Here is a 12663-nt window from a genome sequence, read left to right on the forward strand (position 1 = left end):
CTCATGGCCTATCTACCTTAGAGTGCCAATTAGGCTCCGTTTTGTTTAAAAACGCGCTTAAACCTTGCTGTCCATGTTCTGAGGCACGCGCATTGGCAATTAGAGTGGCGGTATGAAGAATTAATCCATCGTCTATGCTGTCAGTGCAGCGCTCTATGAGTGCTTTGGTTTCAGCTACGGCAATCGGACTATTGCTGAGTACATGGTTAATGATGTCTGTGAGCACCTCATCCAAGTCTGTGGATTCACAGACTTGGTGAAACAATCCTAACTCCAGAGCTGTTTGTGCAGAAATTCTTTCGGCTGTGAGCATATAGCGTCGTGACGCTCTTACACCTATCGCTTGAACAGCGTAAGGGGAGATTGTCGCTGGGATAAGCCCAAGTTTTACCTCGCTAAAACATGCCACACTGTTGGGCGCTGCAATGACGATATCACAACAGCAGATCAAACCGAGTGCGCCACCAAAAGCACAACCTTGCACGGCAGCGAGGGTAGGGACAGGTAGCTCGTTGAGGGTCGACATAAGCAACGCCAGTCGTTTGGCATCGGCTAGGTTGTCCTCATAGCTGCTATTTGCAATAGATTTCATCCAGTTGAGATCAGCGCCAGTTGAAAAATGTTTGCCTTTCCCTTTGAGGAGCAAACAGCGAACCGCAGGCTGGCTCTTAATGGTCTCTAGTGCTTGTAGCAACGCTTCAATGGTCTCGTCCGAGAATGCATTGCCTTTATCTGGTCGATTGAGCGTGATAGTGGCAACGCCAGATTGAGTGACTTCGAGTAATATATGTTCGCTCATCGTTTTGCCTCACATTCGGAAAATTCCAAATTCACTGTCTGCTATCGGTGCGTTGAGTGCAGCGTTTAGTGCTTGGCTTATGACATGCCGTGTATCTTTGGGGTCGATGATGCCATCGTCCCAAAGCCGAGCACTGGCATAGTAGGGGCTGCCTTCACGCTCATAATTGTCGATAATCTGTTGCTTAAAATGGTGTTCTTGCTCTGGCTCCCAAGTAAGATCTTGGCGCTGTTTTACCTCGCGCTTTACCTGAGCCAGTACGTTAGCTGCTTGAATACCGCCCATCACTGAAATACGAGCGTTCGGCCAAATCCACATCATGGTTGGGTCGTAGGCTCGGCCACACATGCCATAGTTGCCCGCACCGTAAGAGCCGCCAATAATGACCGTAAATTTAGGTACATCAGCACAAGATACGGCCATGACGAGTTTGGCACCATGCTTTGCAATGCCGCCTTCTTCCGCTTGTTTCCCCACCATGAAACCGGTGATGTTTTGCAAAAATAGAAGCGGAATTTTCCGCTTGGCACACAACTCAATAAAATGCGCGCCTTTTTGAGCGGATTCTGAAAACAAAATGCCGTTGTTTGCCACCACCCCGATGAGCTGCCCGTCAATGCGAGCAAAGCCGCATACTAAGGTCGTGCCAAACAGCGCTTTGAACTCATCAAATTCAGAGTTGTCCACCAACCGAGCGATCACTTCGCGCACATCAAATGACAAGCGTAAATCACGATTAACAATGCCATAGAGCTCTTGAGCATCGTACTTGGGCTGCAAAACTTCAGATGTAATGTCACTTGGGAGTTTCTGATTTGTATTGGCGATGGCTTGTCTGGCTATCTCTAATGCGTGCCGTTCATTGTCCGCATAGTAATCGGCAACTCCGGACTTTTTGCAGTGAACATCGGCGCCGCCTAGGGTTTCTTCAGATACTTGTTCGCCAGTGGCTGCTTTAACCAAAGGAGGACCGGCTAAAAAAATGGTGCTTTGTTGTTTCACCATAATTGCCACGTCGGCCATAGCAGGTACATAAGCGCCACCAGCGGTACACAGTCCAAGCACCACGGCTATTTGGGGAATACCTTGGGCAGACATACGTGCTTGATTAAAAAAGATGCGCCCAAAGTGTTCTTTATCTGGAAAAACTTCCGCTTGATGAGGAAGGTTCGCCCCGCCAGAGTCGACCAGATAAATACACGGAAGCTGGCATTTCGCCGCAATTTCTTGTGCTCTGAGGTGCTTCTTTACGGTTAACGGGTAGTAGGTGCCGCCTTTGACTGATGGATCGTTGGCGATAATCATACACAGAGCGCCACTGACACGACCAATACCCGCGACGACGCCCGCGCAGGGGATAGCCTCGTCATAGACATCCCATGCTGCAAATTGACCAATTTCGAGAAAATCAGCACCTTGATCCAGTAGAGTTTCAATCCGTTCGCGAACAGGGAGTTTGCCTTTCTTCCTTTGGCGTTCAATCGCTCTTTCTCCACCACCTTGTTTGATAAGTTCGAGGTGTGTTTGCATCTCCTCAACTAATGTTGTCATAGCATCGACATTGTCTTGGTAGAGTTCAGAGTCGCGTTTAATCTTTGTGACGATTTGTGGCATAGGGGCTCCTTACTTCGACTCATCAAACAGTTCGCGACCAATCAACATGCGACGAATCTCTGAGGTCCCAGCGCCAATTTCATATAACTTGGCATCTCTCAGCAATCGTCCTGCGGGGTATTCATTGATGTAGCCATTACCACCAAGCAGTTGGATTGCATCCAACGCCATCTGAGTAGCAAGTTCTGCGGTGTAAAGAATGACACCAGCGGAGTCTTTTCGCGTAATATCGCCTCTATCACACGCGCTGGCAACGGCATACAGGTAGGCACGTGCTGCATTGCCACGGGTGTACATGTCGGCAAGTTTTGCTTGTACCAATTGGAACTGACCGATGGCTTTACCAAATTGTTTGCGTTCGTGGACATAGGGGACAACAAGATCTAAGCATGCTTGCATTATGCCAAGCGGGCCTGCGGCGAGTACGACGCGTTCGTAGTTCAGGCCGCTCATCAACACCTCCACGCCACGGTTGACGTCACCGAGCACATTCTCGATAGGCACCTTACAATTTTGAAACACCAGCTCACAGGTGTTGGAGCCGCGCATGCCGAGTTTATCCAGCTTTTGAGCATGGCTAAATCCATCAAACTTCTTTTCGATGATGAAGGCCGTAATACCATGCTGAGCCGCGTTGGGGTCTGTCTTTGCGTATACCACTAATACGTCTGCGTCGGGTCCATTGGTGATCCACATTTTGCTACCGTTTAGAATAAAGTGGTCATCATAACGCTCTGCTCTGAGCTGCATACTGATAACATCAGAGCCCGCATTGGCTTCACTCATAGCAAGGGCACCCACATGGGACCCATCAACAAGTTTAGGAAGGTATTTGTCCTTTTGTGCTTGGTTGCCGTTACGGTATATCTGATTCACACATAGGTTGGAGTGTGCTCCGTAGGAAAGGGCGACAGAAGCCGAAGCGCGACTGATCTCTTCGAGGGCGACAACATGAGCCAGATACCCCATGCCCGCTCCGCCATATTGTTCGCTGACGGTCACGCCGAGTAAGCCCATCTCACCAAACTGTGACCACAACTCATTGGGGAAGGCGTTATTGTTATCGATGTCGCTGGCAAGTGGGGCAATGCATTCGCGTGCAAAGTTGCCCACGTGGTCACGAAGTAAATTGACCGATTCGTCTAAACCAAAGTCCATGGGACGATAGTGAGTGAACATGGATCCTCCTCATACTGGACAAGGGCTTAACGTCGGTTACTCCGTTTTGGAGAGCGCGGTTTCACATCGTTGACGCGCAATGGTTAAGTCTTCCAGTAGTGTATTGATATCGTCGAGCTGCCTTTTGAGTACGGCTTCCTTTTCATCAATGATTTTGAGCATTTTGGTTAGCTGGTCATCTTCCTGATGGGTGTCGTATAGCTCGAACAGTTCCCTGATTTCAGCGAGGGAAAAACCGAGGCGTTTCCCACGCAAGATAAGCTTTAAGCGTATTTTGTCGCGACGTTGATAAATGCGCATACTCCCTTTTCTGTCTGGTTGGATCAGACCTTCATCTTCGTAAAAACGGATACTTCTTGTGGTGATATCAAATTCTTTTGCCAGTTCACTGATCTTATAGGTGTCCACGTTACAACTCTCCGGGTTCTAAGGTCTTAATCCGTTTGCGCTCAATGACGGTGTTACGCAATCACGGCGTTCTTTGAGCTTGGTTTTTAAATTCGTTTCTTTACGTTTACGTAAATGTTAGTGCTATGCTTACTAAAACGTCAAGGTAATCGTTGAGAAGTCGAACGGACAGACTTTCAAGGAGGAGACCAAAGATGAAACGAACGCCGGAATCAGTCTCAGGTCAAAACAATGTCTACATTGTGGCAGCACAGCGCACGCCTATGGGGAAGTTTCAAGGAGCACTTGCAAGCTTAACCGCAACCGCACTTGGCAGTTCCGCGATAGAGAGCGTCATTGCCAGTGTTGGATTAGAGCCAGCAGCCGTGGATGAAGTTTTAATGGGCTGCGTGCTAAGCGCCGGCTTGGGGCAAGCGCCAGCACGACAGGCTGCTCTTGGCGCAGGGCTAGAATACGCCACGCCTTGCTCAACCGTTAACAAGGTCTGTGGCTCCGGCATGAAAGCTGTGATGCTTGGCAGCACGCAAATCCAGGCAGGACAAGCGGAGTGTGTGATTGCGGGCGGGATGGAGAGCATGAGTAACGCACCGTATCTTCTTGAAGGTGCTCGATCGGGTTTTCGCATTGGCCACCGTCATACCCTTGACCATATGTTTGTTGATGGTTTGCAAGATGCCTATGAGGGTGAACTGATGGGCGTTTATGGCCAGCGTATTGCGGACCAGCTTGAATACACGCGTGAGCAGATGGACAACTGGGCGACGCGCTCTGCATCCAGAGCTAAGCGTGCACTTGAAGAACAACGTTTCCAACTTGAAACCTGTGACATCACGCTTCAAACCGGTGATGTGGTTCGTGACGATGAACTACCCGGTACCATCAAGCTCGACAAAATCGCGACGTTAAAGCCTGCCTTTGATGCCAATGGAACCATTACGGCGGCCAACTCTAGTGCAATATCGGACGGCGCTGCTGCGCTTCTGCTTATGAGCGAAGCAAAAATGCAGGCGTTGGGTTTAGCACCTCTCGCTATCATCAAAGGTTTTACCACTCAGGCGCGTCAACCTTCGGAGTTCACCTTGGCACCGGTTGACGCGATACGGACACTGCTCGACGCGATGCAATGGCAAATTGATGAGGTGGATCTTTGGGAGATAAACGAAGCGTTTGCTGTGGTTACTCAGATTGCTGTTGATTCACTGGGTTTGAACGAAGAGCGAGTCAATGTGAATGGTGGCGCGTGTGCATTGGGACACCCTATCGGTGCCAGTGGTGCACGAATACTGGTTACTTTGATTCATGCGTTAAGGGCGAAAGCCGACCAAGCGACGAGCAAGGAGCCCCTGAAAGGCATCGCGACGCTGTGCATTGGTGGGGGTGAAGCCACTGCGATCGCAATAGAAGTACCACCCAAAAACCATACGCATAAGGAAGGTCAATCATGAACAAGGTAGCCAACTTCATCGATGGTAAAGCGGTCATATCGATGTCAAATGAGTGGCTGGATGTCACTAATCCTGCCACCAATGAGTTACTGGGTATGGTGCCGTTGACGCCAGAAACAGAGATGCAAGCGGCGATTGAACACGCAGTCAGCGCTCAAATAGATTGGAAAGAAGAGGCGATATCTGAACGGGCGAGACTGATGCTGCGCTACCAACATTTGCTCAAGGAGCAACATGATGAGATCGCGCATTTGTTGTCTAAAGAGACTGGTAAAACGATAGCGGACGCAAAAGGTGATGTGTGGCGTGGTATTGAGGTTGTTGAACAAGCGGCTAATATCGCCAGCAACATGATGGGGGAAACAGTAGAAAACGTAGCCACTGACATAGATAGCTACTCGCTGATTCAGCCTCTAGGCGTATGCTGTGGGATAACGCCGTTTAATTTTCCTGCAATGATCCCTTTGTGGATGTTTCCTATCGCCATCGCTGCAGGTAATGCGTTTATTTTAAAACCGTCGGAACAAGTTCCATTAACGGCGGTTCGTTTAGCGGAGCTGTTTCATCAAGCGGGCGCGCCACCGAGCCTGCTGCAGGTTGTACACGGCGGCAAAGCGCAAGTCGACTTCCTGCTTACTCATCATGCGATTCGTGCCGTCTCTTTTGTCGGTTCGGTACCCACAGCGCAATATATCTATCAAACCGCGACGGCAAACCACAAGCGAGTGCAAGCCTTTGCCGGAGCGAAAAATCATATGGTGGTGATGCCGGATGCAAATAAAGAGCAAGTGATAAACAATTTAGTCGGCTCTTCGGTAGGTGCCGCTGGCCAGCGCTGCATGGCAATTTCGGTGGCGGTGTTTGTGGGTAGCTCTAAACAGTGGATAACAGAACTTGGCAGCGCAATGGCCAAGGTGAAACCAGGGCGCTGGGACGACCCGGATGCGGCGTATGGTCCATTGATCAGTCAACAAGCTAAACAGCGAGTGCTGAGTCTGATTGAATCGGGAAAACAAGCAGGCGCGCAATGTCTGCTTGATGGTTCCGATTGCCAAGTTGATGGTTGCCCTGAAGGTAACTGGTTAGGGCCAACATTATTTAGTGGTGTGACTACCGAGATGGCTATTTACCAGCAAGAGATTTTTGGCCCGGTACTGGTTTGTATTGAGGTGGACTCTTTAGATGAAGCGATTTCACTGGTGAATGCTAATCCTTACGGCAATGGAACGTCCATTTTTACCGCAAATGGTGCGGCGGCACGCAAATATCAGCACCAGGTTTTGGTGGGACAAGTTGGCATTAATGTGTCGATACCTGTGCCCTTACCATTTTTCTCATTTACCGGCTGGCGAGGCAGTTTCTATGGTGATTTGCATGCTTATGGAAAGCAGGCTGTGCGTTTTTATACGGAGACCAAAACGGTCACGGCACGTTGGTTCGACGATGACATTCCAGATGGGCCGAACCTGACCATTCAGCTTCGTTAATCTGGATATCGAAACAAGGAGTAGGTGATGGATTTTGAACTCAACGAAGATCAGAGGGCGTTTGCCGATACCGCTCAACAATTTGCTGTCGATAACCTATTGCCCAATGCGAGCCGCTGGGATGCCGAGTGTCACTTTCCCAAACAAGTGCTCAAGCAGGCAGGCGAATTAGGATTTTTGAGTCTTTACACTCGTGAGGAGCAGGGGGGATTGGGTCTGAGTCGCCTTGACTCTTCGATCATTTTTGAACAGCTCGCGATGGGCTGTACCTCTACGACGGCGTTTATGACTATTCATAATATGGTGACCTGGATGGTGGCAAGCTTTGCCAACGAGGATACTTGCCAACGTTTTGTACCTAAACTGCTTACCGGCGAATGGTTGGGTTCTTATTGCTTAACTGAACCCGGTGCCGGCTCGGATGCCGCGTCGTTGACAACTTCGGCAGTAAGAGAGGGTGACAACTATATTATAAACGGTACGAAAGCGTTCATCTCTGGTGCAGGAGAAACTGAGGTATTGGTGGTCATGGCGCGAACCGGTGAACCGGGCGCAAAAGGCATCTCTGCATTTGTATTAGATGCCGAGAGCGAGGGGATCAGCTATGGCCGAAAAGAGCCTAAGATGGGTTGGAACAGCCAACCGACAAGAGCGATAACGTTCGATAATGTTCTTGTGCCAGCATCGCAAATTTTAGGGCGTGAAGGTGAAGGCTTTACCTTTGCGATGAAAGGACTTGATGGTGGTCGCATCAACATTGCCACCTGTTCTGTTGGTACCGCGCAACATGCCCTCAACCTCGCAACAAACTATCTGCACGAACGTCGACAATTTGGCAAGCCTCTTGCGAGCTTTCAAGCGCTGCAATTCTCAATGGCAGATATGGTGACTGAGCTTGTAGCCGCAAGGCAAATGGTGAGATTGGCCGCCTTTAAGCTTGACCATGGACATGCTGATGCCACCACTTATTGCGCAATGGCCAAACGCTTTGCTACCGACGTTGGCTTTAAAGTTTGTGATGGAGTGTTGCAGTTATTTGGGGGCTACGGCTATATCAAGGAATATTCGTTAGAGCGACACTTCCGTGATGTTCGCGTGCATCAAATTTTAGAGGGTACTAACGAAATCATGCGCTTAATCATTGCTAGACGCGTTCTCAGTGATGGCGGCTCAATACAGTGATATCGAGTTTGTGGATACGGATTTGCTAAAAGGAGAGCATCCATGTCAGAAAAATCTTTGATTCCTCATACGATAGAACAGCACATAGCTACGATTACGATAAATAATCCGCCAGCAAATACGTGGACTGCAGACAGTTTGGTGATCCTGAAGCGGCTTATCGAAGAGCTCAGTCAAAATCTCGATGTCTATGCGTTGGTCATCACAGGACAAGGTGAAAAGTTCTTTTCGGCAGGGGCGGATTTGAAAGTCTTTGCCGATGGAGACAAAGAAAGTGCTTATTTGATGTCGCGTGTGTTTGGTGAGGCTTTTGAAGCGCTGTCGAATTTTCGTGGTGTGTCGATAGCAGCGATTAATGGCTATGCCATGGGAGGCGGCCTTGAGGTTGCTCTGGCTTGTGATATTCGAATCGCAGAACAACAAGCGGTGTTGGCTCTGCCGGAAGCGAAAGTCGGTTTGCTACCTTGTGCTGGTGGCACGCAAAATTTAACGGCTTTGGTGGGAGAAGGTTGGGCCAAACGGATCATTCTATGTGGCGAACAGGTTGATGCTGCTCGAGCTTATCAGATCAAGCTTGTAGAAAAGGTGGTGGAGAAAGGCGAAGCATTAACGGTTGCCACTGAGCTTGCTAGGAAAGTCGCCAATCAATCGCCTTCATCGGTTACCGCCTGTAAAGCATTGATTCAAAATAACCGTCAACACTTTATGTCGCATGGTTTGGTAAAAGAGCGAGAGCTGTTTATTCAACTGTTTGACACTGAAGATCAGCGCGAAGGGGTGAATGCGTTTTTAGAGAAGCGTTCACCACAATGGAAAAATCGCTAGGAGGCGCTATGTCATCATTAACTTCATCATCAAATTCGCCCGACGTAGCGCACGATACGGTCCGATTTCAGGAATACGTGTGTGCTGACAATCAATTCAAAATTGCGGTGGCCACGTTATCCAATCCGAAAGCACTAAACGCATTAACTCACGATATGTTGGTGTTGCTTAATAACCAGCTTGAGACATGGCACGAGGACGACAAGATCCTGTGTGTGATACTTGATGGTGATGGCGAGAAAGCATTTTGCGCAGGAGGGGATGTTCGTTCCCTACATAGCAAAATGAAACATGGCACTTTAGAAGATGCCAAAGCGTATGCAGAAGCGTTTTTTGGTACGGAATATCAGTGCGATTACTTGATTCACACCTACACAAAACCAATCGTTGCTTGGGGCGAGGGGATTGTGATGGGTGGAGGTATGGGGCTCTTTATGGGAGCAAGCCATAAAGTAGTTACGCCGGACTCACGCTTAGCGATGCCAGAAATTCATATTGGTTTATTTCCCGATGTGGGTGCGACGTATTTTCTAAATCGACTCGATGATGATATTGGGCTGTTCTTAGGACTGACAGGCGTAATGATGAATGGCACCGATGCCTTAGACATTGGCTTAGCTGATCACTTGAATGCCCCATCTGATAAACAAAAGTTGATAAATGAATTACAACAAACGGATTGGGATAGCATAGAAGACAGTTATGACTATTTAACAGAAGTACTATCCGAACTGGCGTCTAACGCCAATATTGCCAAACCCGCCGGGCGTCTGTTGCCGCTTATTCCTGATATTCAACAAGCGTGTTCACCTGACTCCCTTGAAGAGGTCTATAACAATATACAGGCGTTACCTTGTCACGAAAAGTGGATGCAGGCGGCGCAGCAAAATCTGATCGATGGTAGCCCGATAACCGCGCATATTTGTTTTCGACAACTTAAACACTACCGCCAGTTGTCACTCGCCGATTGTTTTCGTCTGGAACTCATTTTAGGGCTACGAAGTGTTGAATTTGGTGAGTTTCAGGAGGGGGTGCGAGCGCGCTTAGTGGACAAAGACGGTATGCCCAACTGGACATACCCGCATATCAGCCAAGTACCTAAATCAGTGATTGATAACCTGTTTACTTCTCTTTGGCGCGAAGAGGAACATCCACTGGCCATGCTCGGGCACTACTAGTTTAATGAGCGTCAGCAACCCGTTGTCATTCAAATGAAACCAGTACAGAAAATCTACCAACATTACGAACAGCCAAGGAGGTTGTGATGAGTCAGGAAAAACAAACCACGGTCGCATTTATTGGACTTGGCAACATGGGTAGCCCAATGGCGAGTAACCTGCTCAAAGCGGGTTTTAATGTTCGGGTTCATGACCGTGTTGAGGCACTCTCACAAGCGCTTGGAAATGAAGGTGCCAAGGTCTGCGACAACATAAAACAAGTGTTAGATTCGGCAGAAGTTGTCGTCACCATGTTACCGGCTGGAGAGCATGTCAAACAGGTCTATCTTGGCACTGAGCAAGAGCCAGGGATTATTGACTTGGTATCGAACAATGCCTTCCTGATCGATTGCTCGACGATCGATCCGGACTCTGCTCGTCTGGTGTCGAAAAACGCACAGGACAAGGGGCTGGAGTTTGTCGATGCACCTGTATCTGGAGGTGTTGCTGCTGCCAGTGCTGGTACGTTGACGTTTATCGTAGGTGGCAGCGATAAAGGTTTTACCAAAGCGAATAACTTGCTGTCTTTCATGGGTAAAAATGTGTTTCATGCGGGTAAAGCCGGCGATGGGCAAATGGCGAAAGTCTGCAACAATCTGATTCTCGGCTCTGTCATGGCGGCGACTTGTGAATCCCTTAGTCTTGGTATGGATAACGGTCTCAATCCTGAGGTGTTATCGAATATTATTCTGCAAAGTTCTGGCAGAAACTGGGTTTTAGAACTATATAACCCTTGTCCGGGAGTGATTGAGCACGCGCCAGCGAGTGCCCAATATACTCCCGGTTTTATGTGTAAGTTGATGTCAAAAGATTTGGGGCTTGGGCTAGAAGCGGCAAAAATGAGTCAATCTTCGGTGCCCATGGGAGCGTTAGCTCATAGTCTCTACGCACTCCATAACCGAAACGGAAATGCGGAGTTGGATTTCTCGAGTCTTTTTGAGTTTTTTCGCAATAAGCAGTAGAAGGGAGAAGTAAATGGAACTTGAACAGGGCGTTATCGCTATTACTGGTGCAGGACAAGGATTAGGTCAAACTATGGCGACTAGCTTAGCTCAGCAAGGAGCGAGCTTAGCACTGCTCGATGTCAATCAAGACGCCTTAACAGAGACGCAAGAACTTTGTGAGGCCTTTGGGGTGAAAGCGCAAACTTATCAGGTCGATGTCACCAATGAAGAGCAAGTAGAAAGCGTGTTTCGTGACATTGTCACGGAATTCGGCTCTTTGAATGGGTTAGTCAACAATGCCGGTATCCTGCGAGACGGAATGCTGGTTAAATCTCGAGATGGTGAAATCAGTAAAATGTCTCTGGATGACTTTAATGCCGTTATCAATGTCAATCTTACTGGTACGTTTCTGTGCGGCCGTGAAGCGGCGGTACAGATGATTGAGTCCGATTCACGTGGGGTTATTATTAATATTTCCAGTGTGTCGAGAGCAGGCAACATGGGGCAAACCAACTACGCGGCTTCCAAAGCCGCAGTCGCGACGATGTCATCCGTATGGGGTAAAGAACTTGCTCGCTACGGCATCCGATCTGTTGCTATTGCACCAGGCGTTGTTGAGACCTCGATGACAGCCTCGATGAAACCAGAAGCCCGTGAGCGTCTGGAAAATATGGTGCCTGTACGCCGCATGGCGGATCCAACTGAGATTGCTCATACCGTACGTTTCATTTTGGAAAATGAGTACGTCAATGGCCGAGTGATTGAAGTGGATGGTGGCTTGGTGATCTAAGGCTAATCGTAAGATGAGTACAGTTCCCTGGATTATTTCTGGGGGCTGCTTTTTTAACGCAATGGTTGATGGTCGTTTTGAAAGGGTAAGCGCATCCGTGCACTTAGTCGTAGAGGCTTTAGAAGCGGTAATCAATACCAAAATAAACCGCTGACAATGAATAATCGCGTTTAGAAATAACAGATACGTATTCCGCGTTCAATCCCAGATCGTCCGCAATTTCATAACGTGCGCCAATTCCAAAACTAGGACTGGTTGCGTTGCGGCTTCCATTTGAAAAATAGTCGCCACCTCTAGCATGAGTAAAACCAGCAAGGCCATAAACTTCGAAACCCGGATCGATTTCGTAGCTACCGCGAACGTATAGGCTGTTGAATGATCTTAGATCATTGATAAAGCTGTCATGAGTATTAACGCCACCAAATCGATATTCAGCTGCAATATTGTCATTGAATCGATAACCAGCCATTACATATCCACTTGCAGTGCTCAAGTCACTGAACACGCCTTTCTGATTACCGTAGCCAATACTGGCGCCAGCATATAGACCTTCGGCAAGAACTGGCATCGCAAACAGTGGAGTTGCTAGTAATAAAAGTCTATTTTTAAGTTTCATGAAAAATTTCCTAATTGATATAGTGTTTTGATGTTTTTTCTAAATCTAATGATTCAAAAATCTGGTATGCGGCGGTAAAACCGCTACGAATTAGAGAGCTACTTAGATACTCTCTTCGGCTAACCATATTGCTAAGTAAGTGCAATATCTGGATCAG

The 12663-nt window shown here is 48.3% G+C and carries 12 protein-coding genes; 7 read left to right on the forward strand and 5 right to left on the reverse strand.

Annotated features, from left to right (window positions below):
• Position 1 precedes the first annotated feature (1 nt).
• From AAA946_RS18755 to AAA946_RS18770, 4 genes are read right to left on the reverse strand one after another with little or no spacing between them, the layout of a single operon-like run.
• Complete coding sequence (locus AAA946_RS18755; protein WP_338166296.1) at positions 2–799, reverse strand: enoyl-CoA hydratase-related protein; 798 nt, start codon at positions 797–799, stop codon at positions 2–4.
• Between the two features lie 9 nt (positions 800–808).
• Positions 809–2413 carry a carboxyl transferase domain-containing protein gene (locus tag AAA946_RS18760; protein WP_338166297.1) on the reverse strand — a complete coding sequence of 535 codons (1605 nt, stop codon included), beginning with the start codon at positions 2411–2413 and terminating at the stop codon, positions 809–811.
• 9 nt (positions 2414–2422) lie between these two features.
• Positions 2423–3592, reverse strand: a complete 1170-nt coding sequence (locus AAA946_RS18765) for an isovaleryl-CoA dehydrogenase (RefSeq protein ID WP_338166298.1) — start codon at positions 3590–3592, stop codon at positions 2423–2425.
• 36 nt (positions 3593–3628) lie between these two features.
• Positions 3629–4000 carry a MerR family transcriptional regulator gene (locus tag AAA946_RS18770; RefSeq protein ID WP_338166299.1) on the reverse strand — a complete coding sequence of 124 codons (372 nt, stop codon included), beginning with the start codon at positions 3998–4000 and terminating at the stop codon, positions 3629–3631.
• Positions 4001–4194: 194 nt separating this feature from the next.
• Between AAA946_RS18770 and AAA946_RS18775 the strand changes: the two genes are divergently transcribed.
• The 7 genes from AAA946_RS18775 to AAA946_RS18805 all read left to right on the forward strand — a co-directional run bounded on the left by AAA946_RS18775 (position 4195) and on the right by AAA946_RS18805 (position 11890).
• Positions 4195–5445 (forward strand): thiolase family protein, encoded by a 1251-nt coding sequence (locus tag AAA946_RS18775; RefSeq protein WP_338166300.1) that lies wholly within the window; start codon positions 4195–4197, stop codon positions 5443–5445.
• Positions 5442–6932 carry a CoA-acylating methylmalonate-semialdehyde dehydrogenase gene (locus tag AAA946_RS18780; protein ID WP_338166301.1) on the forward strand — a complete coding sequence of 497 codons (1491 nt, stop codon included), beginning with the start codon at positions 5442–5444 and terminating at the stop codon, positions 6930–6932. Before AAA946_RS18775 ends, AAA946_RS18780 begins: the two co-directional genes overlap by 4 nt.
• A gap of 27 nt (positions 6933–6959) precedes the next feature.
• Positions 6960–8114: an acyl-CoA dehydrogenase family protein gene (locus AAA946_RS18785; RefSeq protein WP_338166302.1), complete on the forward strand. Its 1155-nt coding sequence runs from the start codon at positions 6960–6962 to the stop codon at positions 8112–8114.
• A 42-nt stretch (positions 8115–8156) separates the two neighbouring features.
• A complete protein-coding gene (locus tag AAA946_RS18790) occupies positions 8157–8939 on the forward strand; it encodes an enoyl-CoA hydratase (protein ID WP_338166303.1) in 783 nt (260 codons plus the stop codon).
• 8 nt (positions 8940–8947) lie between these two features.
• A complete protein-coding gene (locus AAA946_RS18795; RefSeq protein WP_338166304.1) occupies positions 8948–10117 on the forward strand; it encodes an enoyl-CoA hydratase/isomerase family protein in 1170 nt (389 codons plus the stop codon).
• 86 nt (positions 10118–10203) lie between these two features.
• The gene (gene mmsB / locus AAA946_RS18800; RefSeq protein ID WP_445206112.1) at positions 10204–11118 is read left to right on the forward strand and encodes a 3-hydroxyisobutyrate dehydrogenase; all 915 of its coding nucleotides are present in this window, start codon (positions 10204–10206) and stop codon (positions 11116–11118) included.
• Between the two features lie 13 nt (positions 11119–11131).
• On the forward strand, positions 11132–11890 hold the full coding sequence (locus tag AAA946_RS18805; RefSeq protein WP_338166305.1) for an SDR family oxidoreductase: 759 nt from the start codon (positions 11132–11134) through the stop codon (positions 11888–11890).
• Positions 11891–12008: 118 nt separating this feature from the next.
• Here AAA946_RS18805 and AAA946_RS18810 read toward each other — a convergent pair whose 3' ends face one another.
• Positions 12009–12506: a porin family protein gene (locus tag AAA946_RS18810; RefSeq protein ID WP_338166306.1), complete on the reverse strand. Its 498-nt coding sequence runs from the start codon at positions 12504–12506 to the stop codon at positions 12009–12011.
• Positions 12507–12663: the final 157 nt, after the last annotated feature.

It is taken from the genome of Vibrio sp. 10N, assembly GCF_036245475.1.
Taxonomy (GTDB): Bacteria; Pseudomonadota; Gammaproteobacteria; order Enterobacterales; family Vibrionaceae; genus Vibrio.

What these genes read in the sequence shown, in the direction of transcription:
- AAA946_RS18760 (WP_338166297.1), bottom strand. Translation starts at nt 2,413, where the DNA reads ATGCCACAAATCGTCACAAAGATTAAACGCGACTCTGAACTCTACCAA.
- AAA946_RS18805 (WP_338166305.1), top strand. Translation starts at nt 11,132, where the DNA reads ATGGAACTTGAACAGGGCGTTATCGCTATTACTGGTGCAGGACAAGGA.
- AAA946_RS18780 (WP_338166301.1), top strand. Translation starts at nt 5,442, where the DNA reads ATGAACAAGGTAGCCAACTTCATCGATGGTAAAGCGGTCATATCGATG.
- AAA946_RS18765 (WP_338166298.1), bottom strand. Translation starts at nt 3,592, where the DNA reads ATGTTCACTCACTATCGTCCCATGGACTTTGGTTTAGACGAATCGGTC.
- AAA946_RS18785 (WP_338166302.1), top strand. Translation starts at nt 6,960, where the DNA reads ATGGATTTTGAACTCAACGAAGATCAGAGGGCGTTTGCCGATACCGCT.
- mmsB (WP_445206112.1), top strand. Translation starts at nt 10,204, where the DNA reads ATGAGTCAGGAAAAACAAACCACGGTCGCATTTATTGGACTTGGCAAC.
- AAA946_RS18810 (WP_338166306.1), bottom strand. Translation starts at nt 12,506, where the DNA reads ATGAAACTTAAAAATAGACTTTTATTACTAGCAACTCCACTGTTTGCG.
- AAA946_RS18775 (WP_338166300.1), top strand. Translation starts at nt 4,195, where the DNA reads ATGAAACGAACGCCGGAATCAGTCTCAGGTCAAAACAATGTCTACATT.
- AAA946_RS18755 (WP_338166296.1), bottom strand. Translation starts at nt 799, where the DNA reads ATGAGCGAACATATATTACTCGAAGTCACTCAATCTGGCGTTGCCACT.
- AAA946_RS18795 (WP_338166304.1), top strand. Translation starts at nt 8,948, where the DNA reads ATGTCATCATTAACTTCATCATCAAATTCGCCCGACGTAGCGCACGAT.
- AAA946_RS18790 (WP_338166303.1), top strand. Translation starts at nt 8,157, where the DNA reads ATGTCAGAAAAATCTTTGATTCCTCATACGATAGAACAGCACATAGCT.